Origin of the sequence: Amycolatopsis sp., assembly GCF_036008905.1 — a bacterium.
In the GTDB taxonomy this organism is placed as follows: Bacteria; Actinomycetota; Actinomycetes; order Mycobacteriales; family Pseudonocardiaceae; genus Amycolatopsis.
This window is the reverse complement of sequence record NZ_DASYMU010000036.1, coordinates 41,813-66,122: the sequence shown is the minus strand read 5'-3', so window position 1 is coordinate 66,122 and position 24,310 is coordinate 41,813. Positions and strand designations below refer to the sequence as shown.

Annotated in this window: 25 protein-coding genes; 9 read left to right on the top strand and 16 right to left on the bottom strand. The window is 68.6% G+C overall.

Annotated elements, in window-relative coordinates:
• Positions 1 to 47 precede the first annotated feature (47 nt).
• Both VGP60_RS06915 and VGP60_RS06910 read right to left on the bottom strand, forming a co-directional pair.
• Positions 48 to 1,109 (bottom strand): 4-oxalomesaconate tautomerase, encoded by a 1,062-nt coding sequence (locus VGP60_RS06915; protein WP_327547031.1) that lies wholly within the window; start codon positions 1,107 to 1,109, stop codon positions 48 to 50.
• The gene (locus VGP60_RS06910; protein ID WP_327547030.1) at positions 1,106 to 1,789 is read right to left on the bottom strand and encodes a GntR family transcriptional regulator; all 684 of its coding nucleotides are present in this window, start codon (positions 1,787 to 1,789) and stop codon (positions 1,106 to 1,108) included. Before VGP60_RS06910 ends, VGP60_RS06915 begins: the two co-directional genes overlap by 4 nt.
• 83 nt (positions 1,790 to 1,872) lie before the next feature.
• On the opposite strand from VGP60_RS06910, the gene VGP60_RS06905 reads away from it, so the two are divergent.
• Positions 1,873 to 2,655 (top strand): NAD(P)-dependent oxidoreductase, encoded by a 783-nt coding sequence (locus VGP60_RS06905; RefSeq protein ID WP_327547029.1) that lies wholly within the window; start codon positions 1,873 to 1,875, stop codon positions 2,653 to 2,655.
• Here the strand turns inward: VGP60_RS06905 and VGP60_RS06900 are convergent.
• Positions 2,633 to 3,757, bottom strand: a complete 1,125-nt coding sequence (locus tag VGP60_RS06900) for a hypothetical protein (protein WP_327547028.1) — start codon at positions 3,755 to 3,757, stop codon at positions 2,633 to 2,635. The genes VGP60_RS06905 and VGP60_RS06900 overlap by 23 nt on opposite strands.
• Here VGP60_RS06900 and VGP60_RS06895 point away from each other — a divergent pair.
• The 3 genes from VGP60_RS06895 to VGP60_RS06885 all read left to right on the top strand — a co-directional run bounded on the left by VGP60_RS06895 (position 3,740) and on the right by VGP60_RS06885 (position 6,647).
• Positions 3,740 to 4,081, top strand: a complete 342-nt coding sequence (locus tag VGP60_RS06895) for a TetR-like C-terminal domain-containing protein (RefSeq protein ID WP_327547027.1) — start codon at positions 3,740 to 3,742, stop codon at positions 4,079 to 4,081. The two genes, VGP60_RS06900 and VGP60_RS06895, sit on opposite strands and share 18 nt — an antisense overlap.
• Positions 4,082 to 4,201: 120 nt before the next feature.
• Positions 4,202 to 5,068: an aldo/keto reductase gene (locus tag VGP60_RS06890; RefSeq protein ID WP_327547026.1), complete on the top strand. Its 867-nt coding sequence runs from the start codon at positions 4,202 to 4,204 to the stop codon at positions 5,066 to 5,068.
• A gap of 166 nt (positions 5,069 to 5,234) precedes the next feature.
• Positions 5,235 to 6,647: a hypothetical protein gene (locus VGP60_RS06885; RefSeq protein ID WP_327547025.1), complete on the top strand. Its 1,413-nt coding sequence runs from the start codon at positions 5,235 to 5,237 to the stop codon at positions 6,645 to 6,647.
• A 1-nt stretch (position 6,648) separates the two neighbouring features.
• Here VGP60_RS06885 and VGP60_RS06880 read toward each other — a convergent pair whose 3' ends face one another.
• From VGP60_RS06880 to VGP60_RS06870, 3 genes are all read right to left on the bottom strand, one after another.
• Positions 6,649 to 7,563 carry a DMT family transporter gene (locus tag VGP60_RS06880; RefSeq protein WP_327547024.1) on the bottom strand — a complete coding sequence of 305 codons (915 nt, stop codon included), beginning with the start codon at positions 7,561 to 7,563 and terminating at the stop codon, positions 6,649 to 6,651.
• A gap of 151 nt (positions 7,564 to 7,714) precedes the next feature.
• Positions 7,715 to 8,548: a lysozyme gene (locus VGP60_RS06875; protein ID WP_327547023.1), complete on the bottom strand. Its 834-nt coding sequence runs from the start codon at positions 8,546 to 8,548 to the stop codon at positions 7,715 to 7,717.
• 63 nt (positions 8,549 to 8,611) lie between these two features.
• The gene (locus tag VGP60_RS06870; protein WP_327547022.1) at positions 8,612 to 9,070 is read right to left on the bottom strand and encodes a hypothetical protein; all 459 of its coding nucleotides are present in this window, start codon (positions 9,068 to 9,070) and stop codon (positions 8,612 to 8,614) included.
• Between the two features lie 102 nt (positions 9,071 to 9,172).
• Here VGP60_RS06870 and VGP60_RS06865 point away from each other — a divergent pair, with 102 nt between their 5' ends.
• The 3 genes from VGP60_RS06865 (at position 9,173) to VGP60_RS06855 (ending at position 11,735) form a co-directional block, all read left to right on the top strand.
• Positions 9,173 to 9,868, top strand: a complete 696-nt coding sequence (locus tag VGP60_RS06865) for a response regulator transcription factor (RefSeq protein WP_327547021.1) — start codon at positions 9,173 to 9,175, stop codon at positions 9,866 to 9,868.
• Positions 9,865 to 11,148 carry a HAMP domain-containing sensor histidine kinase gene (locus VGP60_RS06860; RefSeq protein WP_327547020.1) on the top strand — a complete coding sequence of 428 codons (1,284 nt, stop codon included), beginning with the start codon at positions 9,865 to 9,867 and terminating at the stop codon, positions 11,146 to 11,148. The genes VGP60_RS06865 and VGP60_RS06860 overlap by 4 nt, the downstream gene beginning before the upstream one ends.
• Positions 11,149 to 11,225: 77 nt before the next feature.
• Positions 11,226 to 11,735: a PepSY domain-containing protein gene (locus tag VGP60_RS06855; RefSeq protein ID WP_327547019.1), complete on the top strand. Its 510-nt coding sequence runs from the start codon at positions 11,226 to 11,228 to the stop codon at positions 11,733 to 11,735.
• A gap of 64 nt (positions 11,736 to 11,799) precedes the next feature.
• On the opposite strand, the gene VGP60_RS06850 is transcribed toward VGP60_RS06855, so the two are convergent.
• From VGP60_RS06850 to ligD, 7 genes are all read right to left on the bottom strand, one after another.
• Entirely contained in the window at positions 11,800 to 12,027 is a 228-nt protein-coding gene (locus VGP60_RS06850) for a hypothetical protein (protein ID WP_327547018.1), read from the bottom strand.
• 161 nt (positions 12,028 to 12,188) lie between these two features.
• Positions 12,189 to 12,974 carry a 2-keto-4-pentenoate hydratase gene (locus VGP60_RS06845; RefSeq protein WP_327547017.1) on the bottom strand — a complete coding sequence of 262 codons (786 nt, stop codon included), beginning with the start codon at positions 12,972 to 12,974 and terminating at the stop codon, positions 12,189 to 12,191.
• A complete protein-coding gene (dmpG, locus tag VGP60_RS06840; protein WP_327547016.1) occupies positions 12,971 to 14,002 on the bottom strand; it encodes a 4-hydroxy-2-oxovalerate aldolase in 1,032 nt (343 codons plus the stop codon). Before dmpG ends, VGP60_RS06845 begins: the two co-directional genes overlap by 4 nt.
• Positions 13,999 to 14,895, bottom strand: a complete 897-nt coding sequence (locus VGP60_RS06835) for an acetaldehyde dehydrogenase (acetylating) (RefSeq protein WP_327547015.1) — start codon at positions 14,893 to 14,895, stop codon at positions 13,999 to 14,001. Before VGP60_RS06835 ends, dmpG begins: the two co-directional genes overlap by 4 nt.
• Entirely contained in the window at positions 14,892 to 15,698 is an 807-nt protein-coding gene (locus tag VGP60_RS06830; protein WP_414640300.1) for a 2-keto-4-pentenoate hydratase, read from the bottom strand. Before VGP60_RS06830 ends, VGP60_RS06835 begins: the two co-directional genes overlap by 4 nt.
• Positions 15,699 to 15,871: 173 nt before the next feature.
• Complete coding sequence (locus VGP60_RS06825; protein ID WP_327547014.1) at positions 15,872 to 16,495, bottom strand: response regulator transcription factor; 624 nt, start codon at positions 16,493 to 16,495, stop codon at positions 15,872 to 15,874.
• Positions 16,496 to 16,618: 123 nt separating this feature from the next.
• Complete coding sequence (gene ligD, locus VGP60_RS06820) at positions 16,619 to 17,545, bottom strand: non-homologous end-joining DNA ligase (RefSeq protein ID WP_327547013.1); 927 nt, start codon at positions 17,543 to 17,545, stop codon at positions 16,619 to 16,621.
• Between the two features lie 178 nt (positions 17,546 to 17,723).
• Between ligD and VGP60_RS06815 the strand changes: the two genes are divergently transcribed.
• Positions 17,724 to 18,068, top strand: a complete 345-nt coding sequence (locus VGP60_RS06815) for a MerR family transcriptional regulator (RefSeq protein ID WP_327547012.1) — start codon at positions 17,724 to 17,726, stop codon at positions 18,066 to 18,068.
• On the opposite strand, the gene VGP60_RS06810 is transcribed toward VGP60_RS06815, so the two are convergent.
• Positions 18,055 to 19,539 (bottom strand): SulP family inorganic anion transporter, encoded by a 1,485-nt coding sequence (locus VGP60_RS06810; RefSeq protein WP_327547011.1) that lies wholly within the window; start codon positions 19,537 to 19,539, stop codon positions 18,055 to 18,057. The genes VGP60_RS06815 and VGP60_RS06810 overlap by 14 nt on opposite strands.
• A gap of 114 nt (positions 19,540 to 19,653) precedes the next feature.
• Here VGP60_RS06810 and VGP60_RS06805 point away from each other — a divergent pair, with 114 nt between their 5' ends.
• Entirely contained in the window at positions 19,654 to 20,028 is a 375-nt protein-coding gene (locus VGP60_RS06805) for a MerR family transcriptional regulator (RefSeq protein ID WP_327547082.1), read from the top strand.
• A gap of 43 nt (positions 20,029 to 20,071) precedes the next feature.
• Here VGP60_RS06805 and VGP60_RS06800 read toward each other — a convergent pair whose 3' ends face one another.
• Together VGP60_RS06800 and VGP60_RS06795 are read right to left on the bottom strand one after the other, a co-directional pair.
• Positions 20,072 to 21,097, bottom strand: a complete 1,026-nt coding sequence (locus VGP60_RS06800; RefSeq protein ID WP_327547010.1) for an ion channel — start codon at positions 21,095 to 21,097, stop codon at positions 20,072 to 20,074.
• Between the two features lie 202 nt (positions 21,098 to 21,299).
• The gene (locus tag VGP60_RS06795) at positions 21,300 to 24,290 is read right to left on the bottom strand and encodes a S8 family serine peptidase (RefSeq protein ID WP_327547009.1); all 2,991 of its coding nucleotides are present in this window, start codon (positions 24,288 to 24,290) and stop codon (positions 21,300 to 21,302) included.
• Positions 24,291 to 24,310 lie beyond the last annotated feature (20 nt).

Here is a 24,310-nt window from a genome sequence, read left to right as displayed (position 1 = left end):
TGTTAACAATCTTGGCGGCAAGAGTCAAGCACGGCGCGGGACCAACCTCAGGAACGCGGGAAAACGACGCCGTCGAACAGCTTTCGCGCGGTGCGGACGACACCGCTGCGCCGCACCGCGCCCGTCTCGTCCACCTCGACTTCGACGTCGAGGTGACCCGTGGGATGTTCCATCCGAAAACGCGCGCCTTCCGGCGGAATCGCCACCTCGTGCGCCGGACTTCCGGGCAGGGCACAGGCCGTCGCGACGGTGACCGCGCCGAGAACGCCGATCGAGGCGTGACAGCGGTGCGGAATGAACGTGCGGGTCGCGACCGTGCCGCCGTCGCGGGCAGCGGCCACGAGCGACATCTTCGGCACGCTCGTATCCGAAACGTCGCCCAAACCCATTATTTCGCCCGCGCGGAGCCGGATTTTCTCGAGTCGTTCCCGGAATTCCGAGTTCGCTTCCAGCTCGGCGGGCGTCTCGTAGCCCGTGACGCCGAGCGCGGCGGCCGGGAGGACGACCACCGGCATCCCGTTGTCGATACAGGTCACCGGGACGTCGTCGATCACGTCCACCACCGAGCCCGTCGGCAGCAGCGCACCGCACGCGGAACCGGCTGTGTCCTCGAAGTCGAGCACCACGGGCCCGGCGGTGTTCGGCACGCCCGAAATGGCGACATCGCCGTCGTAGTCGACGATTCCGCCGGGCGTGGGCACCAGGGCCGTGGCGGCGCTTTCCGAGTTGACCATCCGGATCCGCACCGGCGTGCGGCCGTCCTGCGCGGGCACGAGCCCGCGTTCGATCGCGAACCCGCCCACCCCGGCCAGGAGGTTCCCGCAGTTCTGCCGATCCGACACCGCAGGCTGATCCACTGCTATCTGCAGGAACAGGTAATCGACGTCCACATCGGACTTTTCGGAGCGCGAGACCACGGCGACCTTGCTGGTCAGCGGATGCGCGCCGCCGATGCCGTCGATCTGGCGTTCGTCCGGCGAGCCCATCACCCGCAGCAGCAGGTCGTCACGCTCACCCGGGTCCACGGGCAGGTCTTCGGCGAGGAAGTACGCCCCCTTGGACGTACCGCCGCGCATGAGCATGCACCGCAGGCCGCCAGGCCTAGTCATCGAACGCTCCTCACCGCCGACTGGTCCACTTCCCGCAACGCGCCGATGACACTGCGAAGGTGTGCGCGCGCCGCGCTTTCGGCGGCCTCGGCGTCGTGCGCGCAGATCGCGTCGATGATCGCCAGGTGCTCGGGCAGCGACACCGTGGGCCGGCCGGGGTGCATCGCCAGCTTGAACTGGTGGCGCACGCTCTGCGCGCGCAGCCGTTCCAGCACGTTCGTGGCCGTGGCCTGGCCGCTGATCTCCCGGACGCGCCGGTGCAACTCCTGGTTGAACTGCGAGTAGCCGAGCACGTCACCGCTGGACACGGCCTTGCGCATGCCCTTGCCGATCGCCTTGAGCTCACGGATCTCGGCGGCCGTGATGTGTTCGGCCGCCTTCGCCGCACACAGTCCTTCCAGGACCATCCGCACCTCGGAGATTTCGACGGCCTCGTCGAGGGACACCGCGCGGACGCGGGCACCCCTGTTCTGGACGCGCTCGACGAGCCCTTCGTTGGTGAGTTCCAGCAGCGCGGAGCGTACGCTGGCCCGGCTGGCCGCGAACTGCTCGGAGAGGTCCGCCTCGACCAGGCGCTGGTTGGGTACGAAGTCCCCTCGCACGATCGCCTCGCGAATCGCGGCCACCACCGACTGCTCGCCGTCGGGCCTGGGCTCTCCCCCGCTTACCGTCACCGTCACGCTCCCGCCGAATCCTCACCGATATTGTCGCCAATTTTGGCGTTAGCCTAGTGTAGCGTCTCGACGGGAAAGGATGGGCGAAGATGTCCGACGAACAGGCAAACCCTGTCACCGTAGCGGTTCTGGGGCTGGGTGAGGCCGGCGGAACGATCGCCCGGGACCTGGTCGAGGCCGGCGCCGTGGTCCGTGGCTACGACCCCGCGGTCACCGCGGGCGACGGGATCATCGACACCGCAAGCGAAGCCGAGGCCGCCACGGGCGCCGATCTGGTGCTCAGCGTCAACAGCTCCAAGGCGTCCATCGGCGCATTACGAGCCGGAGCCGGCGCGGTGGGCGACGGTATCTGGGCCGACCTCAACACCGCCTCCCCCGGTACCAAGAAGCAACTCGCCGGGATCGCGCGTGAACACGGCGTGCCGTTCGCGGACATCGCCATCATGGCGCCGGTTCCCGGCCGCGGCCTGCGCACGCCGTTGCTGATCAGTGGAGTCGCGGCCGACGACGTCGCGCGGATCCTCGGCGCACTGGGCGCGTCCGTCACGGTGATGGACGGCGAAGCCGGGCTGGCGGCGGAACGCAAACTGCTGCGCAGCGTGTTCTTCAAGGGACTCGCGGCCGCGGTCGTCGAAGCGCTCGAAGCCGGACGTGCGGCGGGGTGTGAAGACTGGCTGCGCGACAACATCGCCGAGGAACTGACCCGTGCCGATGCCTCCACTGTGGACAGACTGGTCCGCGGTACACACCAGCACGCCGTCCGCCGGGCCGACGAAATGACCGCGGCCACCGAAATGCTCGTCGAACTCGCTGTCGAGCCGACGATGGCCGCGGCCACCCGGGATTTCCTTATCCGGCTGACGAAGAGCTGACTCCGTAGTAGTCGGCGAGGACACCGAACGCGACTTTGGGCTCCCAGCCCACGCGGTCTTCGGCGACCTTGACCACGCCGTAACTGGCCATGTCCAGGTCTTCGCGTGACCCTTCGCGATGCGGCAGGTGGTAGCACGCGAAGGTGCAGAGGAACACGCTGTCGACGTCTTCGGCGGTGTAGATGTCCAGCAGCTCACGGATACAGGTGGCCTGCTCGTCCTCGTCGCGGACGTAGTCGCCGTCCAGCCGCAGCGGGTTGGCCTTGCCATCCCATTCGACGATCATCCCGCCGCGGGCGCCTTCGCCCGCCGCGCCCCGGTGCGTGGCGCAGCCGAACTCGGTGATCGCGAGCGGTTTCCCCTGCGCCACAAGCGAACGAATCGCGCCGGGGTACATCTCCGCGATCTCCGTCGTGCGGTAGGAGTCGACGCCGACGAAGTCGAACGGCGTCCAGTCCACGCCCTCGAACGGGATCGAGGCGTAGGTGACCTTCCCGCCGAACCGCTCGCGGACGACGGCCACGGCCTTGGCCAGGAAGTCGTTGATCAGCGGGGGAACCGCGGCCATCACCTCACGAAGTCGCGGGAAGGTGGGCGAGAGGATGCCGATCCGGTCGCCGAGGGTGTCACCGGGCAGGAACCCGATGGTGCACAGGCTCAGCTCGGCGCCCGCCACGAGCACGACGCCGGCGCCGGTCAGGCGCAGCCGTTCGGCCCGCTCGGCACAGTCGGTGAGGCAGGTGAGCAGCTCGTCGGTGGTCAGGTCGCAGGTGAACGGCGAGAACCAGACCCCCAGGCCGAGGTCGGCCGCGTGCTTGGCCGCGATCTCGAGCCGGTCGACATCGCCGCCGGTGACCCGCACGGCGGTGCAGTGCAGGTCGTCGCGGATGACCCGTAGGTCGCGCCGCACGAGCTCCGAGTCGAACCGCTCGTGGGTGCTCGTCCCCTGGTTGATGAACCCGGTGTCGTAGGTGATGCCCTTGGCCGCCGCTGGCCGAACCGGGCCGCGCTCGGTGTCGCCGCGTACCGGCTCCTGGTCGTGGCCAACACGCGGATTCCCGACACCGGCAAGCTGCGCGACGACGTGCTGGAACTCCTGCACACCACGAACCGCGACCTGTCCTCCCCCAAGGGCGACATCCTGCGCGGCCTGCTCTCGAGCGTCGGCGACGAGCCGCACCTGCTGGCGCAACTGCGGGACCAGGCTGTCGACAGCGCGACCGGCGTCTGGCTGACGATCCTCGGGCGCGCGGTCGCCCGCGGCGAGGCGTCCCCCGAGACCCTGCATCCGAGGGTCGCCACCGTGGCCCTCACGTTGCTGCGCAACGAGTACGTCACTCGCGGCTTGGCCACCCTGCCGGACAGCGTCGTCGTCGAGATCGTCGACGAGGTCTACCTGCCCCTCATCCGCGGCCGTACCCCCTGACCCGCGCCCGGGGAAAGTGTCGACATATTCCCGCGGGTGACAGATCCGACTGGACGTTGCCGGGGGCGCTTCGCCGGTCATAGCGTGAACTGGACGTTCAGTTCAGTTTCGGAGGACACCATGGTTTCCCCAACAAGCGTGGCCGCGGCCTCGGGTTCGTTCACCCTCGGCGGCGACCTCACCGTCAACCGCCTGGGCTACGGCACGATGCAGCTCCCCGGACCCGGTGTCTGGGGCGAATCGCGGAACCCCGAAGAAGCCGTGCGCGTGCTGAGGCGAGCCGTCGAGCTCGGCGTGAACTTCATCGACACCGCGGACGCCTACGGCCCGTTCACCGCGGACCTGCTGGTCAAGGAGGCACTGCACCCCTACGCCGACGACCTCGTCATCGCGACGAAGGCCGGGTTCGCCAAGACCGGCCCCGGCGCCTGGGTGCCGATCGGGCGGCCGGAGTACCTGCGCCAGCAGGTGGAACTGAGTCTGCGCCATCTCGGCCTGGAGCGCATCGACCTGCTGCAGCTGCACCGGATCGACCCGAAAGTCCCGGTGGCCGATCAGGTCGGCGAGCTGGCGAGCCTTCAGCAAGAGGGCAAGATCCGGCACATCGGCCTCAGCGAGGTCTCGATCGACGACGTCAAGGAAGCCGGGAAAACGGCCACCATCGTCTCGGTCCAGAACCTGTTCAACCTGTCGCAGCGCAACGCCGAGCCACTCCTGAAGTACGCCGAGAGCAACGGCCCCGGGTTCATCCCGTGGTTCCCGCTCGCGACCGGCAAGCTCGCCAAGGAGGGCGGCCCGCTCGACAAGATCGCCCAGGAGCACGGCGCGTCGCCGTCCCAGCTGGCGCTGGCGTGGCTGCTCAAGCGTTCGCCCGCGCTGCTGCCGATCCCCGGCACGTCCACGGTTTCCCACGTCGAGGACAACATCGCCGCGGCACAGCTCGAACTCACCGACGAGGAGTTCACCGCGCTGAGCAACGCGGTCTGACAACGAGATGGACGGGGCCGGCCCGGTTTCGGCGGGCCCCGTCCACGATTTCCTCCGCCACTGGCAAACCGTTGCCGGTTGTTGGTGAATTCTTCCCCCGGTAAGGCCCGGCTGGTGCGATCATCCTCGTGCTCCGCAACTGGGGGGAAGAAATGAGGATCCAGCCATGTTCCGACTGAAATCCGGCGCCGTATTCGCTGCGGCGCTGGTCACGGCCGCGCTGCTGACCGGCGGTACGGCGGCGGCCGACGTCCCGTTCGCGTCGGCGGTCTTCCGGGCCACCCACAACAGCTACTCGGGGAACGTCGACGGCGCCAAGGGCTCGTTGACCTATCAGCTCGACCACGGGGTCCGGTTCCTCGAGTTCGATATCCACGACAACGGCTACGGCACGTCCCGTGACTACGGCGTCGGGCACGGCAGTCCCGGCGACCTCGTCGACCATGCGGGCAACCCGGCGTCGAACGCGTTGCGCGACTGGCTGGGCTCGGTCAACGCCTGGTCCGACGCCCATCCCACGCACGCACCGCTGGTCGTCATGCTCGACATCAAGGACGACCTGACCGACAACCCGTCTTTCGCGGCGGGCAACCTGAGCGCGCTCAACCAGGAACTCACCGGCGCCTTCGGGGCGAATCTGGTGCTGGCCAAGGATTATCCCGCCGGACTGCCCTCGGTCGACACGCTGCGCGGCAAAGTATTGACGCTGCTTTCCGGTGACGGCAAGAGCCGCGCCGAGTACCGCCGCGACGTCGGGTACAGCCCGGCGGTGGCCCTCAACGGCCGGGGCCAGATCGTCGAGGTGCACGACTCCGGCTCCGGCACACTTTGGTACTGGACCGGCACTTACGGCACGGACGGCCGGGTGAAATGGGTCCGCCACGGGCAGTACGACACCGGTAAGACACCGGCGGTCGCGCTCAACGACAACGGCTGGCTCGTCGAGGTTCACCAGTCGCAGAACGAGAACACGCTCTGGTCGCGTACCGGACGCCTGGGTGCCGACGGGGAGATCACCTGGTCCGCCAGCAAGAAGTACGGCAACGGCGTGCTCCCGACGGTGGCCTTCACCGACCCGGCCGGCACCGCACTGCGACAGATCAACCGCAGTGAGGGCAACACCCAGAACTGGGAGTGGCGCGGCGCGCTCAACACGGCCACGTCGGCGGTGACGTGGAGCGGCAACGCGAAGACCGCCGATGCCGGCTACGACAAGGCCGTCTCCGTGCGAGGTGCCTCGCGGGTATCGGTTTCGACCGGCGCGGACGGCGCCACCCCGGCCCAGACGCTGCGGTATTCGACCGACCGGGTCTCGGGTGACCGCGTCCGCTACCAGGCGACCGCGTTCGACGAGTACCAGGAAGGCGACAACGCCGAACTGAAGCAGGGTGCGTTGTTCTACGCCGCACCCGCCTCCAGCAAGTCGTTCATCACCTCGGCCCGCCAGGCCGGGCGGATCGTCCGTGGCTGGGACTTCGATTCCGCTGGGAACGCGACGAACCCGCTCGCCAGTTATCCGGCGACCAACCATCCGTACGACGCCTGGTATCAGTCACTGCTGACCCAAGCGGTCCAGTAGTTCAGGCGCCGACTTCGGAAAGCTCCTGACGCGGTGGCGTGCGAGCGCGCCACCGCGTCATGCCGACTCCGGCGAGTACCACGGCCATCCCCGCGACGACCCGCGGGCCGATGTCCTCCCCGAGCACGACCGCGCCCAGCGCCACCGAAACCACCGGCAGCAGATACCCGACGGTGGCGGCGCTGGCCGCGCCTTCGTCCGCGATCAGCCGGTAGTTCAGGGCGAAAGTGAAGCCGGTGCCGAAGATCCCCAGCACCGCCACCGCGAGCAGCGCACCGGTGTTGACCTCGGTCCACTCCAGGCCGCCCGCGGGCAGGGCCAGCGTGCTCAGTCCCGACGCGGTGATGAGCTGCGCCGCGGAGAGTGCCAGCGGCGCGGTGCCGGTCCCGACGAGTTTCCTTCCCATGTAAGCGAAAGCGATGGCGTAGCTCACCGCGGCCCCCAGCAGGGCCAGCGCACCCCAGCTCGCGAGCCCGGCCTGGTTCCACGGCGCGAAGATCAGGACCGTGCCCGCGAACCCGAGCAGCAGCCCACCAAGCCGGATCGGCGAAAGTCCCCGTTCGGTGCCCAGCGCGAGGCCGATCAGCATGGACCACAACGGGGTCGTCGCGTTCAGCACCCCGGCCACCCCGGAGTCGACGGTCTGCTCGCCGATGCTGAACAGTGCGAACGGCAAGGCGTTGCAGAAGAAGGCGGCCACGACGAGACGCCTCCAGGTGGCGCGGTCACGGGGAAGCCGCTGCCGCGCGAAATGGCACATTCCCCAGAGGACGGCCGCCCCAAGCACGCAGCGGATGAGCGTGACCTGGACCGGGGCCAGCCCGTTCAACGCCAGTTTGATCCACAGGAAACTCGAGCCCCACAACAGGGCGAGCACCCCCATGCGCACCACTGTGCCGTGTTTGCCGTTCATCATTCTTCTCACGCTGCCGCAAGTCATTCGACAGGACAAGTGAAAAGAGTTGGAAGAATCGTTAAGCATCCCTACAGCTTCAAGCCGCGGGACCTTCGCCATCTGTCGACAGATGGCGGTCGTTGCGGACGCGGGGTATCACGTGATGCCGACGTCAGCCGGTGGCCAGGGCCTGTACTCGGGTCATCGGACCGTTGTAGTAATTCTGGTCCCCCGGCAGGCCACCCTTGTCGGCGAACTGCCAGATGCTCTGCTTTTCCCATCCCGCGGGGAGTTCGCCGATTTCCGGCGCATAGCGGGCGAGCCACAGTGGATTGGTGTTCCCGAAGCCCGAGTTGTTGCCGGTGCACAGTTTCCACCAGCTCGTGCTGGTGTAGATCAGCGCACTGCGGCCCATCTTCGCGAGATAGGTCCGGGTGAAATCGGTGATCCAGGCGGTCATCGCGGCGGCGTCCTTGCCGTAACAAGCATCCCCGTACGGGTTGTATTCGACGTCGAGCGCACCGGGCAGGGTCCTGCCGTCGCCTCGCCAGGCACCACCGTTGGCGATGAAGTACTCCGCCTGCTCGGCGCCGCCGGAGATGTCCGGGCGCGCGAAATGGTAGGCACCGCGGATGAGACCGTTGTCGTGCGCGCCGTCGTATTGCTGGCGGTACTGGGGATTGACGAAGCCGGTGCCCTCGGTCGCCTTGACGTAGGCGAACTTCGCGCCCGCGTTCGCCGCGAACAGCCAGTCCACCGGACCCTGATGCCCGCTGACATCGTGCCCCAGCGTTTGCTCCACTTCGGACTCGGCGCGCGCGTCCAGCGGGCTGCCGTGGACCCCCTCCCGCAGCGCGATCTGCGAGCCCGCGTAGTTCTCTTCGGCCAGCGAGTAGTCGGCCTGTTCGGTGCCCGCCGCGGTGCCGGGCGCCGAAACCAGGATCAGCGGAAGCGCCAGCGCGGCGACGGCCACAAGAGCGGATGCGCGGCGGTGATCGGTTCCCATGCGCACACACGATGCCCTCGAAGATCAAATCACGCGACCGATACTCACTCGAACGAGTGGCGATCAGTGGTCGTCGGGCACCGAGACGACGTTCGGTTCACCCGCCCGACAGGTGACCGTTACCGCGTACTCCTCATGGTCGCGCTTGAACTTGAGCGACGCGGCCGGTCCCGGGCCGCGCTCGATGTCGTCGTCGGTGCGGAACCCCTGGGCCGGGCTCCAGGACTGCAGGGTGACCACGTCGCCGTCGCAGATCGCGACGAGCGAACCGCCCGTCGTCGACAGCCCGCGGGGAGCGGGGCCACTTTGGCTAGACGAAGGCGGTGTGGACGATGCGCTCGGGGGCGACGGGCGCGCACTCGCGCCGGCGAGGTCCCTGGCCACCTCGGCCTGGCTCAGCGGCCGGTTGGCCGGCCCGAGGATGCCCGCCCCGACGATGTCGAGCGCGGCCGTGCCGACAGCGGCAGTGACCACCGCGGCCACCGCCCACCCCGCGACCATCCATATTCCGCGCCTGCTCATGACCGCCATTATCGCGCCCCGGAAGGTTAACGAGACGCTAAGGCGCGGTTAGTGCATGTCTGATGGCCGCCACACGCCCGAAGCCGGTATAGCCTGCCGAGAATGGCCACGGTGTTGATCGTCGAGGACGACATGACCATCAGGACAGCGGTGATCCGCTCGCTGACCGAACGCGGGCACGTGGTGACCTCGGCGCCCACCGCGATGACCGGGCTGCAGCTGGCCGTGTCGGAGAAGCCCGACGTCGTGCTGCTCGACCTGGGCCTGCCCGATCTCGACGGCCGGGAGGTGCTGCGGATGCTGCGCGCGGTGAACCAGGTGCCGATCATCGTGATCACCGCCCGCAACATGGAGTCCGAGATGGTCCGGCTGCTCGACGCCGGCGCCGACGACTACCTGGTCAAACCGTTCGGCGGTGCCCAGCTCGACGCGCGGATCAGGGCGGTGCTGCGGCGGACCGAAGGCGAGGCCGAGGAGGCCGCGGTGGTCGTCGGCGGCCTGTCGGTGAACGCGAGGACCCGGCAAGCGTTCCTCGACGACGCGTTGCTGGAGCTCACCCCGCGCGAATTCGACCTGCTGCATTACCTCGCGTCGCGGGCGGGCACCGTGGTGAGCAAACGGAACCTGCTCACCGACGTCTGGAACCTGCCGTACGCGGGCGCGGACAAGACCGTCGACGTGCATCTGTCGTGGTTGCGCCGCAAGCTCGGCGAGACCGCGCAGGAGCCCCGCTATCTGCACACCGTGCGCCGCGTCGGCGTCAAGCTCGCCGCCCCGGTACCGGGACCCTCGCAATGAGACGCCGGCTGACGCTGCTGGTCGCGGCGGCGATGAGCCTGGTGCTGATCGCCTTCCTCGTCCCGCTCGCCTTGCTGCTGCGGGAAGTCGCCGCCGATCGGGCGACCACGGCCGCCACCTCGCGGGTCCAGTCGCTCACCTCGCTGGTGGCCACTTCGGACAGTCGCACGCTGCGGCCCGCCGTGGACCAGCTCAACACCGCCGACGGCCCGCCGGTGACGGTGTACCTGCCGGACGGCACGATCCTGGGTGAGTCCGCGTCGCGCAGTCCGGGCGTCCAGCTGGCCGCGATACAAGGGAGCATCACCGTCGATGAGGACGGCGGCCGGGAGATCCTCGTTGCGGTACAAGGACTTCCCCAGGGCACGGCGGTGGTACGCACCTTCGTCGAGCAGGCGGATCTGAGCCGTGGCCTGCAATCCGCGTGGCTGGTGCTGGGCCTGCTCGGCATCGTGCTGCTCATCCTCGGTGTCGTGGTCGCCGACAGGCTGGCCCGGACGATCGTGCGTCCGGTGGACGAGCTCGCCGCCGTGTCACACCAGCTCGCGTCGGGTGACCTCGAGGCGCGTGCCCGTCCCGGCGGACCGGCCGAGGTGCGCGCGGTGGCTTCGGCGCTCAACCAGCTGGCGGCCAGGATCCGGGAACTCGTGTTGCAGGAACGGGAATCGGTCGCCGACGTCTCACACCGGCTGCGCACCCCGCTGACCGCATTGCGTCTCGACGCGGAATCCTTACGTGACCCCGAAGACGCGAGCCGGATCGGCGGGCACGTCGAGACGCTGGAACGCGAAGTCACCGCGCTGATCGAAGAGGCGCGCAACCGCAACGCCGGTCCCGCGGCCTGTGACGCCGCCCAGGTCGTCGCCGAGCGGACGGCGTTCTGGTCGGTTCTCGCGCAGGACCAGGAGCGGCCCATGATCATCGACGTCGATCCCGGGCCACTCCCGGTCGCGGCCTCGAAACCCGATCTGGCCGCGTGTCTGGATGCCTTGCTGGGCAACGTCTTCGCGCACACCCCGGAGGGCACGCCGTACGCGGTGCGGCTCTCCGCGCATCATGGCGGCGGCGCGCTGCTGGTCGTCGAGGATCAGGGACCGGGCTTCCGTGAGGCCGCGGTGGGCGCGCGAGGCGCGAGCGGTGCCGGATCGACCGGACTCGGACTCGACATCGCGCGCCGGACCGCGGAGTCCTCGGGCGGCAGTTTCACCGTGACCCCGGCCGGACAGCGCGGGGCGCGGATCCTCCTCGAACTCGGCCCGCCCGGCTTAGCCGCTCGTTAACCTTCACACAGCGCGCGCATATACCGCCGCGCGACAGGCTTCTCCCTGTAACCGCAACGGAAAAAGGAGAAGCCATCATGCGCAAGACCTTGGTGATCAGCGCGGTGGGCGCCGCACTCGTACTGGGCGGCACGGCCGCCGCCGTCGCGTCCACCGACCGGACGGGGCCCGCACCGGCTCCCTCGGCGAGCACCTCGGCCGGGGTGGCACCGAACACGAGCGAAGCCGACGCGCGGAAGATCGCCACCGACAGCGTGCCCGGCAGCCGGGTGACCGAGACCGACCTGGAGACCGAAAACGGCCACCCGGCCTGGAAATTCCATCTCAGCACGGCGGATGCCCGGTACGAGGTGTACGTCGACTCGGCCGACGGCCGGATCCTCAAGACCGAGCGTGACGACGATTCGCGACAGTCCGCCCCCGCGGCGAGCACGACCGTGCCCACGACTCCCCGCGCGGTAGTGCCGGACGACCATGGCCGTGACGACGTTTCGCGTGGCGGTTCCGACGACGGGCCGGGTCACGACCTGTATGACGACCACGGCGGCGACCGCCACGACTCGGACGACGACCACGGCCGTCGCTGACGCTGACCTGACCCGATAGAAGAGGACGGGCTGGACCGGCGGATCACCGCCGGTCCGGCGGTCCTTACTTGCTGCCGGGGAGGTTGTCGGTGATCGAACCCGTCACATCGGTGACAGCGCCGCTCGCGTCGCCGATCACGCCGGTGGCCGAATCGACGACGCCCTGACCTGCTTCGGTGACACCGCCGACGGCGTCCGCGGGGGATTCGAACCCGGTCATCTCGGTGACCTTGTCGGTGGCACCGCCCAGCAGTTCGCTCGCCTTTTCCTTCAACATGTCGAACAAGCTCATGACAATCCTCCGGCTCGGTGGTGCGGCGGTCGCGGCTGGTGCGCCACGGAGACCAACAGACAAAATGTCCGTTACGAGAAGAATTGTACGGCAAACCGGACAACCGCCGCGCACACGGGCGTTACGCCTGGTGACCGTGGGTGATCACAGCACCAGGTCCGTCAGTGCGCACCGGCGACGGTGACCGACCCGAGATGGGTGAACTCGGCGACGATCTGCCGCCCTGGTTCGGCGGCCACGGCGTCGGTCAGCCCGCCGGTGAGCACGAACCAGCCGGGCTCCAGGGCGATCCCGCGTCCGGCGAGGGAGTTCGCGGCCAGCGCCAGCGCTTCCGCCGGATGTCCTTGCACCGCGGCGCCGGTGGCCGAATCGACGACTTCGCCACCGACCTGCAGCAGGCAGGCTTCCAGCACGAGGTCGAGGTCCGCGGGGGCGAACTCCTTGCCACCCAAAACAAATCTCGACGCCGACGCGTTGTCCGCGACGACATCCGGCAACGTGAACTCGAAGTCGAGGTAACGGCTGTCGATGACTTCGATCCCGGCGTAGACCGATTTCACCGCGGACATCGCCTTCGCCGCGGTCACCCCGGGACCGCTGAGCCGCTCCCCGAGGACGAAGACGATCTCGGGTTCGACCCGCGGATGGATCAGCTCCCCCAAGGGGATCGGCTTCCCGGCTTCGAGAACCATGGCGTCGGTCAGCCAGGCTGTCAGCGGGGAGCCGATGCCCATCCGCTCCTGCTTGGCGCGGGAGGTGAGCCCCAGTTTGATGCCGACGAGCTGTTCTCCGGCCGCGATCTTCTTGGCCAGCAAGGCGTCCTGCACCTCGTAGGCGGTGGCGAGGTCGAGTTCGGGCCAGTCGTCGGTCAGCGGCCCGCGCGCGGCCCGGGACGCCTCCGCGTCGAAGAGGGTTCGCGCCGCGGACTCGACGTTCCAGGTGCTCATGCGGGGATCCCCGCCTTGTCCGCCGCGAGCTTGAGCGCGACGTCGATGATCATGTCTTCCTGTCCGCCGACGTACCCGGCCTCGCCGACCCGCTTGAGGATCTGGTGTGCGGGCACGCCGTAGCGCAGCGCGGCACGTTCGGCGTGCAGCAGGAACGAGTTGTAGACGCCGTAGCGCCCCTGGATGATCGAATTGCGGTCCGCCACCGGCAACCTCGGGATGAACGGCTTGACGACTTCTTCCGCGACGTTGAGCACCCCGTCGGGGTCGACCCCGGTCGGCACGCCCAGCCGTTCGAAGGCGACGGCCAGGATCTCCGTCGGCGAGTTCCCGGCGCCGGCGCCGAGCGCGCACAGCGTCCCGTCGACCTGCCGGGCCCCGGCTTGGTACCCCGCAAGGGAATTCGCGACCCCGAGCGACAGGTTCTGGTGCGCGTGCACCCCGACCTGCGCGTCCTCGCCGAGTTCGGCGACCAACGCGGCGACCCGTTCCGCGACGCCACCGGGCAGCAGTGCCCCGGCCGAATCCACGACGTACACGCATTGGCAACCGGCGTCGGCCATGATGCGGGCCTGCCCGGCGAGCGTCTCCGGGGTGGTGCGATGGGACAGCATAAGGAATCCGACGGTCTCCATGCCGAGATCGCGGGCGGCGCCGAAGTGCTGGATCGACACGTCGGCCTCGGTGCAGTGCGTGGCGATCCTGGCGACGGACGCGCCGACGCCCTGGGCGCGCTTGAGATCCTCGACCGTGCCCAGCCCGGGCAGCAGCAGGACGGCGATCTTCGCCTGCTTCGCTGTTTCGGCTGCGACCTTGATCAGCTCGATCTCGTCGGTATGACTGTGGCCGTAGTTGAAGGTCGACCCGGCGAGCCCGTCGCCGTGGGTCACCTCGATCACCGGCATGCCCGCGGCGTCGAGGCCCGCGACGACGTCGTGCACCTGCGCGCGGGTGAACTGGTGCGCGACGGCGTGGCTCCCGTCGCGCAGGGTGGTGTCGGTCAACCGGACCGGGGGCAGGGTGCTCATCGGGTCGTCACCTTCCTGGCCTCGCTCAGCAACTGGCCGGCGCGCACCGCGGCGGCGGTCATGATGTCGAGGTTGCCGGCCCATTCGGGCAGATAGTCGCCGTTGCCGCGGACTTCGAGCAGGATCGCGACCCTGGCCTGGCCGTTCCAGCCCGGCGCCGGGTCGTCGAACTGGGGGTCCGCGATGAGGGTGTAGCCGGGCACGTACCGCTGGACGTCGGAGATCATGCGGTGCACCGAATCGGTGATCGCGTCCCGGTCGGCGTCGGGCGGGATCGCGCAGAAGACGGTGTCCCGCATGATCATCGGCGGGTCCACCGGGTTCAGGATGATGATCGCCTTGCCGCGTTTGGCGCCACCGACCGATTCCAGCGCCTGGGAGGTGGTCACGGTGAACTCGTCGATGTTCGCGCGGGTACCGGGACCGGCGGACCGCGACGAGATGGACGCGACGATCTCGGCGTAGGAGACCTCGGTGACCCGCGAAACCGCGTAGACGATGGGAATCGTGGCCTGGCCGCCGCAGGTGATCATGTTGACGTTCTCCGCGGCCGCGTGCGCGCCGGGATTGACCACCGGGCAGAGGAACGGGCCGATCGCGGCGGGCGTCAGATCGATGGCGGTGATCCCCGCTTCGGCGTAGCGCGGCGCGTTGCCGAGATGCGCTGTCGCGGACGTCGCCTCGAACACGAAGTCGGGCAGCTCGGACCGGGAGAGCAGCCAGTCGACTCCCCCGGCGCTGGCTTCCACCCCGAGGTCGCGGGCCCGGCGCAGGCCGTCGGACTCGGGGTCGACGCCGATCATGTAGCGCACGTCGAAGTCGCCGGTGCGCTGGAGCTTGACGAGGAGGTCGGTGCCGATGTTGCCGGGCCCGACGATGGCTGCGGTGGTCATAGTGAGTCCTTTGTGGATTCGGCGAACCTGGCCGTGACACTGCCGAGCCCCGCGAACGTCGCCGTCACCGAATCCCCCGGTACGACCGGGATCGCGCGGGTGATCGAGCCGGGCAGGATCACCGAGCCCGCTTCGAGGGTGACGCCCAGCGGGCCGAGGGTGTTGGCCAGCCAGACCAGCGCGTTCAGCGGCGAGCCGAGCGCGGCGCCGCCCGCGCCGGTGGCGATGACCTGACCCGCCTGGTGGACCACACAACCGACGAGCCGCAGGTCCACTGAGGACAGTGGGGTGGGCGTGGAACCGAGCACCACCCCGGCGGACGACGCGTTGTCGGCGATCGTGTCCGGCAGGGTGATCTTCCAGTCGCGGATCCGGGAGTCGATGATCTCCAGCGACGGCAGCACGTACTCCACCGCGGAGATCGCGTCGGCGACGTTCACCCCCGGCCCGGTGAGCGGCGACTTGAGCACGAAGGCGATCTCGGGTTCGACCCGGGGACTGATCAGCCGGTCCACCGCGATCGGCAGCGATTCGAGGTGGAACATGTCGTCGGTCAGATGCCCGTAGTCGGGTTGGTCGACGCCGAACTGGCGCTGCATCACCGCCGAGGTGAGGCCGACCTTGTGCCCGCGGATCCGGCGGCCTTCGCCGGTCCAGACCCGGACCTGCCGCAGCTGGATCGCATACGCGTCCGCCACGGTCAGGCCGGGATAGGTCTCGGACAGCGGGGCGATACCCGCGCGTTCGTCATACGCGGCCAGCAGCGATTTCGCGGCCGCGTCGACGTCGATGTCAGATGTCACGCCCAGAACAGTGCGCTCCGGGCGAGCTCGGGGGCAAGCCGGACGTTCCGCCAGGCGGAACGAAGACTCACGGACATCGTCCCGGCCCTCGTGGCCGCCACACAGCCGCTCTCGAGCACTCGCCGACCTAGTCCGCGTAGCCACCCTCTTCTGAGACTCCCACGGACCGGACGTCAGATGACGCCTGTCCGCATGGCGTAAGCCACCGCGTGCGTCCGGTTGCGCAGGTTCAACCGGCTCGTCAGCGAGTGGAGCACGCTTTTCACCGTCCGCTCGGAATACCGCAGCTCGGCGGCGACTTCGTTGGTGTCGCGGCCCTGGGCGAGCAGCCGCAGGATCTGGATCTCACGATCGTTGAGCCCCGACGGGCTCAGCCCGCGCGGCGCGAGGACGTCACGTTGCAGGCCGCGCACACTTTTCAGCAGGCTCCCCACGAGATCCGGGGCCATGACACCGTCACCGGCCTCCGCCGCGAGAATACTTCTCACGAGCCGTTCGCCGGTGACCGCGCCGCGCGGGATCACCGCCACCACGTGGTGGTTGATCGCGGTCAGCAGCGCGTCCTCGTTGATCTCCCTGGTCACCAGAACCGTTGGCACGCCTACGGTCCACGCGGTACGCCGCAGTCCGGCCAGTTCGTCCGACGACATCCGGTCGACCACGTAGACCACGACCTCGGCGGTCGCGAACGCCTGCTCCGGGATGACCGTGATCTCCTGGCGTGACTCCAGAATGCTGATCACGCCAGTGAGCGTCATCGGATCCGTCGCACGGACCGCGACATGTATCTTCTTCATCGATTCCCCTCGAATTTCTCACCCTCGTCGCCCTTCACACGCGGCGCGGGCCGATTCGGTTCAATCGAATTTCGCGGCTCGCCGGACCGCCCTCGGGGGAAGCGGATTCACACAGGCCGGCGGTTACTCGAGGCCGTCGCGGTCGGCCCACTCCAGCAGCGTGTCCAGTGAATACACCGCGTCGTCGATGCCCGCGTGCAGGTCGCCGAGCTTGGCGAACCGCGCGGGCACAGTCGCGATAGTGCATTCGCGGGGTTCGACGTCGTCGATCTCGTCCCAGGTGATCGGCGTCGACACCACGGCCTCGGGCACGCCGCGCACCGAGTACGCGCTGGCGATGGTGTGGTCCCGCGCGTTCTGGTTGTAGTCGACGAACAGCGTCGACGGGTCGCGGTCCTTGCGCCACCACGTCGTCGTCACCACGTCCGGCGCCCGGCGCTCCACCTCACGGGCGAAGGCGAGCGCGGCCCGCCTCACCTCCGAGAACTCCCACCGCGGCTCGATCCGGACGTAGATGTGCATCCCGGCGCCGCCGGAGGTCTTCGGCCAGCCGACCGCGCCGAGTTCGTCGAGCACCTCGTGCGCGACGTGGGCGACCCGGCGGACCGTGTCGAACCCGCACTCCGGCATGGGATCGAGGTCGATCCGCCACTCGTCGGGGCGCTCGGTGTCGGCGCGGCGCGAGTTCCACGGGTGGAATTCCACAGTGGACATCTGCACCGCCCAGATCACGCTCGCCAGTTCGGTGACGCAGAGTTCGTAGGCGTGGCGGCCGGACGGGAAGTCGACCCGGACCGTCTCCAGCCACGGCGGCGCGCCGTTCGGGACGCGCTTCTGGTGCACCTTCTCCCCCGCCAGCCCTTTGGGGAAGCGGTGCATCATGCACGGGCGGTCCCGCAGCGCCCGCACGATCCCGTCGCCGACCGACAGGTAGTAGTTGACGAGATCAAGCTTCGTCTCGCCGCGGGCCGGGAAGTAGACCCGGTCCGGATTGGACACCCGCACCGTCCGGTGCCCCACCTCAAGCTCCACCGCGGACTCTTTAGCCATGAAGACAAACTCACCGCTCCCGCTCCTCTCGGCCCGGGGAAAGTGTCGGCATATTCCCCGGGGGGACGGTTTTCCCTTGCCTTGGTAGGGACGGATCCGGAAAGCTGTTCACGGGCACGCTGCCGCCGCTTCGGGGGAACATCGGAGTTGCCGCGGTTGAGCACCGTACTGTGGTGGGATGATGATCGGGGAGCTCGCGCGCCGCAGCGGCGTGCCGACTCGGCTGCTGCGCTACTACGAGGAGCAAGGCATCCTCAGTTCCTCGCGGGACGCCAACGGTTACCGGGCGTACGGCGAGTCCTCGGTCGACCGCGTCCTGCAGATCCGCGAGTTCCTCGAAACCGGGATGACCACGCAGATCATCCGGGACATGCTGCCCTGTTCGGAAGGCTGGCCCGAGCCCGCCACACAAAACCTGACCACCGTCGAGCGGCGCACCGAAACACTGGCGCGCAACCGTGACGCCATCAGCAGCTACCTGACCACCGTCGAAACCGGCCGGACACGGCCTAGTGGCTGGTGAGCTCACCGGTGAGCTTGCCGTGCATGGTGGCGCTGGGTTCGTTCAAGCCGATGATCCGCACGGTCTTGCCGCGCGAGGCGTACTTCGTGGTGACGGCGTCGAGCGCGGCGACCGATGAGGCGTCCCAGACATGGGCCGCGGTCAGGTCGATGACGACCTCGTCCGGATCGTCCACGTAGTCGAACTGCGACACGAGATCGTTGCTGGAGGCGAAGAACAACGCGCCGGTGACGACGTAGACGACCTGCGTGCCGTCCGGGTCGCGAACTGGGCTGACCTCGACGAGATGCGCGACGCGGCGGGCGAAGATGACCATCGCGGTGATGGTGCCCACGATGACCCCGATGGCGAGATTGCCGGTCGCCACCACGACCGCGACGGTGATGACCATGACGCTGATCTCGCCGACCGGCATCCGCTTGAGCGTGGCCGGCGCGATGCTGTGCCAGTCGAAGGTGCCGAAGGCGACCAGCACCATCACCGCGATCAGCGCGGCCATCGGGATGTCGGAGACGAGCGGGCCGAACACGATGCACAGGATCATCAGGAACACCCCGGCGAGGAACGTCGAAAGCCTGGTCCTGGCGCCCGCGGCCTTGACGTTGATCATGGTCTGGCCGATCATCGCGCAGCCGCCCATGCCGCCGAAGAACCCGGTGACGACGTTCGCGACGCCCTGCCCGATGGATTCGCGGGTCTTGTTGGAATGCGTGTCGGTGATGTCGTCGACGAGCTTCGCCGTCATCAGCGACTCCATCAGCCCGACCAACGCGAACGCCAGCGCGTAAGGCGCGATCAACGCCAGTGTGTCCAAAGTGAACGGAACGTCCGGGAGCCCCGGCACCGGCAAGGACGACGGCAAGGCACCCTTGTCGCCGACCGTCGGCACCGCGATCCCCGCGCCGATGGTGAGCGCGGTCAGGGCGACGATCGCCACCAGCGGCCCTGGAACGGCTTTGGTGAGCTTGGGGAAGAACACCATCACCACGAGCCCGCCCGCGAACAGCGGGTAGACCGCCCACGGGACGTCGATGAGCTCGGGAACCTGCGCCAGGAAAATGAGAATCGCCAGCGCGTTGACGAACCCGACCATGACACTGCGCGGCACGAACCGCATCAGCCGCGCGACCCCCAGCGACCCGAGCACGATCTGGAACACCCCGCCCAGGATCACCGTCGCGACCAGGTACCCGAACCCGTGCTCACGGGCCAGCGGCGCGACGACCAGCGCGATCGCACCGGTGGCCGCCGAGATCATCGCCGGGCGTCCGCCGACGAACGAGATCACCACCGCCATCGTGAAGGACGCGAACAGCCCGACACTCGGGTCTACCCCGGCGATGATGGAGAACGAGATCGCCTCGGGAATCAGCGCCAGCGCGACAACGAGTCCGGCGAGGATCTCGGTGCGCGCGACCTTCGGCGACAACCACGGCGGACGGAACGAACGGACGGACGCAAGCTGGGGCAACGGTCAACCTGTCGAATCGGGGCGTGGTGACTACCGGAACGAAACCTACCCTTACGTTAGGGTAGAGATCATTCGGCTGTGGCCGAGGACTCCGCGAACGGACAGGAGGACCGGATGCACATCGGCGAAGTGGCGTCCCGCACCGAACTGTCGTTGCGCACGATCCGGCACTACGACGAAGCCGGTCTCGTCGTGCCCTCCGCCCGCACCCCCGGCGGATTCCGCGTCTACACCGACGCCGACATCGCCCGGCTCATGCTGGTGCGCCGCATGAAACCCCTCGGCTTCACCCTCGAACAGATGCGTGAACTGCTCGAGGCCTCCGACCGCCTGGACGCGACGTCCACCGGCGAGGGCCGCGAGCAAGACCTCGAAAAGCTCCGGGCTTTCGAACGCGACGCCCAGCAACGCTGCGCCGACCTCCGGGTGCAGCTCGAACGAGCGGAAGACTTCGCCGCCACCCTGCGTCGGCGACTCGACGACGCCTGAAACGTGCTGCCCCTCGGGAAAGTGTCGACATATTCCCCCGGGGTCAGCGCAGGGCTTGCTCGATTTGCTCGGGGGTAAGGCGTTCCGGGCTGACGTAGTACAGCACGGCGCCCGCGGGCAGTTCGGTCTGCCAGGCCGGGTTCACCATCAGTTCCCCGTCGACACGGACAGCCAGCACGTTCACGCCGTGCCGGCGAGCCAACGCGGTCTGGCAGCGTTCGACGAGGACCGGGCCGAGCGAATCCGGCAGTGGCACCGAGTAGGTGTTGGCGCCGCCGTGGGTCATCAGCACCGAGTACATCTCGGCGATCCCCGGCGAGGTCAGTTCCTCGGTGATCATCCGCGAGGTGTGCCACTGTACACAGCGGACATTCCTGTCCACATAGGTCAGCAGTGAGACTTTTTCCATGTCCCGTAAGGTGACCACGAGATGTGTGGCGTTGGTGACGTGGTCGGCGGTCACCGCGACGGCGAGCGTTTCGTTGTCGTCACGGACATCGACGAGCACGTTCTGCGCGCGGTCGATGCCCGCCCGGCGCAGGACGTCCTCATCGGTCAGGTCGCCACGGACGAAGTCGAGGTCGTCCTCGGGCATCGGGTGGGTGGACACGTCGTCCCACGCGCACAGCACGAGGTTGCGCATGCCGTCGGCCCGCAGCTGGCGGACGACGCGTTCGGTCCGTCCCGGCGTGTAGCCGAGCAGCACGGTGTGGCCGGACGCGTCCACGGTGTTCGTCCCTTGCATGCGCCGTCCTTTCGCTCGTTCGATCACCGAAGCCAGTTTCGCGAACACGCTGGTCAGGGTGGCGATACCGCCGACGATCACGTACGCGCCGACGAGGTGGCCGAAGCCGGTTTCCGGGGAGAAGTCGCCGTAGCCGACTGTCGACGCCGTGACCACGAAGTACCACCAGAAGTTGCCCGGCTCGACGAGCTCGCTGCCCGCCGGTTCCGCGAGCGCCATGAGCGGCCAGCTGGTGAAGAACACGACCACGACCACCGCGATCGGCGTCGACCAGCTGCGCAGCAGCTTCAGCCGGGCTAGCAGGCGCGACAGCACGAATGGCACGGTTCTCCCTGGTCAGGATTTCGGCCACTGTAACCCGGCGAAGCGGACAACCGCCGGTCACAACTCGGAAACACGCCTACGCAAGCGGGGAACACCCCTACGGGAACGGGAAACACGGCTGCACAGACGGGCTTCCCGCCGGTGCAGCCGTGTTTCCCAGTCACGTAGTCGTGTGTCCCGTCTGCGTAGTCGTGTGTCCCGGTTAGTTGATGGTGACTATCGTGCCGACGGCGTGGGGGTACTCGACGTAGCCCACGTAGCGCGTCCCGGCGTTGGCGCCGGCCCACGAAGCCGTGACGTCCAGCGGCTTGCCGGGCGTGGCCTTCGGGTTCGTCGGGGAGACCGTGAAGGTGCCGAGCTTGTCCTTCGCGGTGATCGCGGTGTGCTGGAAGTGGTACGGCGTCGACGTCGTACCGGCCGCGTCCCCGAGGGTGATGACCGCCACGAGGTAGTTACCCGGTGCCGGTTGCGACATGCTGAGCCGCGCGTCCGCGGTGAGCAGGTCGGAGATCCCGACGATCTCCTGGCGCCCGTCCGCGGCGACCCGGACGATCACCATGCCGAGCGTGGCCGCCGGGTTGTCCGTCTTCGCCGAGAACTGCAGCGCCTTGGTGCCCGGAGCCACCGAGAACGTGTAGTCGTGCTCCTGGTCGGCCGGGTTCCCGGTCGACGCCGACACGGTGCCCGCCTGCAGCGGTCCGGACGCGAGCCCGTACGCCGCGATCGGGAACTTCGCGAAGCCCGGCGTCACCGGGAAGGTGACCTTGCCCGACGTACCGGTGCCGGTGGCGTCCACCGGAGCCAGCGCGCTCTGCGGGGTCAGCGCGATCTGGCTGCGCACGGTCGTGCCCGCTCCGGCCCAGTTCAGCGCGCCGGTGACGGTGGTACCGGAGTTCGCGGTGTCCTGGGTGAAGGTGACCTTGAACTGCTTGGTCTGCCCCGCCGCGGTGAAGTCCAGGATCGACGGCGTGACCGTGGCCTTGACGCCGGGCACGGTGACCGTCGCCCGGTAGAGCCCCGGTGTGACGGCGGTGACCGTCCGGGTCACCGTCTGCGAGCCCAGCAGCTGGCCGATCGCGATGGACGGCGCGTTGTAGTCACTGGGATCGATCGCCGGGACACCGGTTCCCGTGGCGACCCCGATGCCTTCGAGATAGCCGAGCCAGTCCACATCGGACGAGTCGTAAACCAGGCCGGGGTTGAACATCTTCGCCGGGGTCACCTCGCCCGCCCCCTGCGCGAACGGGTCCGTGGACGCCGCGCCGGTCGCGGTTTTGGTGTCCACCGCGGTCGTCATCATCGCCGACTTGACCTGCATCGGCGACATGGTCGGGAACTTGCCGAGGTACAGCGCGGCCAGGCCCGAGATATGCGGCGTCGCCATCGAGGTACCGGACAGGAAGTCGAAGTTCCGGCCGCTGTTCGTCGGCGGGGCGACCGCGGCGAGGATCGAGACGCCCGGCGCGGCGATGTCCGGCTTGAGCAGGTCGCCCTTGCTGGCGAGCGACGGGCCGCGCGAGGAGAAGGCCGCCACCTGTGGGTACGGCGCCGCCGTACCGCCCTTGACCAGCGTCACCTGAGCACCGGCCGTGGCCGCGTAAGCCTTGAACGCCACGGAATCCGGCGTGTTGATGTGCACGGTCGGGACACTGTGGAAGTCGGCGTCCAGGCTGGAGTCGGAGAGGTTGACCAGCACCATGCCGACCCCGCCGGCCCGCTTGACCTCGGCGGACTTCTCCACCCGCGCGTTGACCCCGCGGTCGCACGTCACGATCTTGCCCGCCACCAGAGCCGGGTCGAGCGAGTTCGGCATGCACAGCGCCGCGTCCGACGCCGAAGCCGCGGCCGTCTTGACCGCGGTCGACAGGACGACCGGCTTCGGCCCGACGGTCGAGGTCACCGATGTGCTGATGCCGGTGTATTTCGTGCCGTTGCCGAGCACGACCGTGCCGGTGAACGGCGCGACCGTACTGGCCGCGACGGTCATCTCCCACGGCGATGTGTTGTCCAATGTGGACGCCTCCGGCCCGGAGTTGCCGCCCGCAGTGGACACGAAGATGCCCGCCGAAGCCGCCGAAAGGAACGCCAGCTGGATCGGGTTGTCCGCCGAGGACTCGAAGATGCTGCCGACGGAGTAGTTGATCACGTCGACGCCGTCCGCGACGGCCTGGTCGATGGCCGCGACGATGTCGCCGGTGTAGCCGCCGGTCGACGCCGCGTCCTTGCCCTCCCACAGTGCTTTGTAGACGGAGACGACCGCGCCCGGCGCGACCCCGGAGATATCGCCGAAGTCGACGTTGTCGATGGACGCGGCGACCTTGGCGTTACCGGCGGCGGTCGACGCCGTGTGCGTGCCGTGGCCCTGGCCGTCGCGCGCCGAGAGGTAGTCGGCGCGCTTCTCCGGCGGGACGACCGAGGTCCAGCTGTCGCCGAAGTACCGGGCGCCGACGAGCTTGCGGTTGCACAGCGAGGCGTCGAACTGCTCGCCGATCTGGCAGGTGCCGGTGAAGGTGTTGCCGTCGGCCTTCTGCATCACCGTGGTCGTGCCCTGCAGGTACGGCCGGTACGGCTCGTCGGCCGCCGGCGGCTTCGTGCCCAGTGCCGGCGCGGCGAACGAGCGGCTCTCCGGCCAGATCCCGGTGTCGATGTCGCCGATCACCACGCCCTTGCCCGCGTTGGCCGTGCCGCCCAAAGCGGACCACAGGCCCTTGTTACCGGACAGCCCGAGGAAGTCGGTCGAGTTGTGGTCGTCGGCCGGTTTGTGCAGTTCGTCCTTGGTCACCGACATGACGCCGGGCGTGTGCATCAGTTTCAACGCCTGCGCGCCCGACAGCGTCGCCGTGAAACCGTTGGTCGCCACCGAATAGTGCGTCACCGGCTTCACGCCGACCGACGCCGCGACCTTGGTCTGCGTGTCGTTCAGGAAGCCGCGGTAGCGCTGGGCGTCGGCGCCCGCGACATCCACTTTGGCGCCCTTGGCGGGCTTCGTGGGCGCGAGGCCGGATACCCCGCCCTGGTAGGTGGCGAGGGGTTTCTGGGCCAGCGTGACGACATACCGTCCCGAAAGCAGGCTCGCCGCCGCGGGCACGGCGGCGGACGCCGTGCCCGGGACGGTCGCCAAGATCAACCCGGCGGCGACGGTGATCGTCACCGAACCGCGGGCAGCACGAGTTCTTCGTGACTTCGAGGCCACGTTTCTCCTTAGGCATGAGG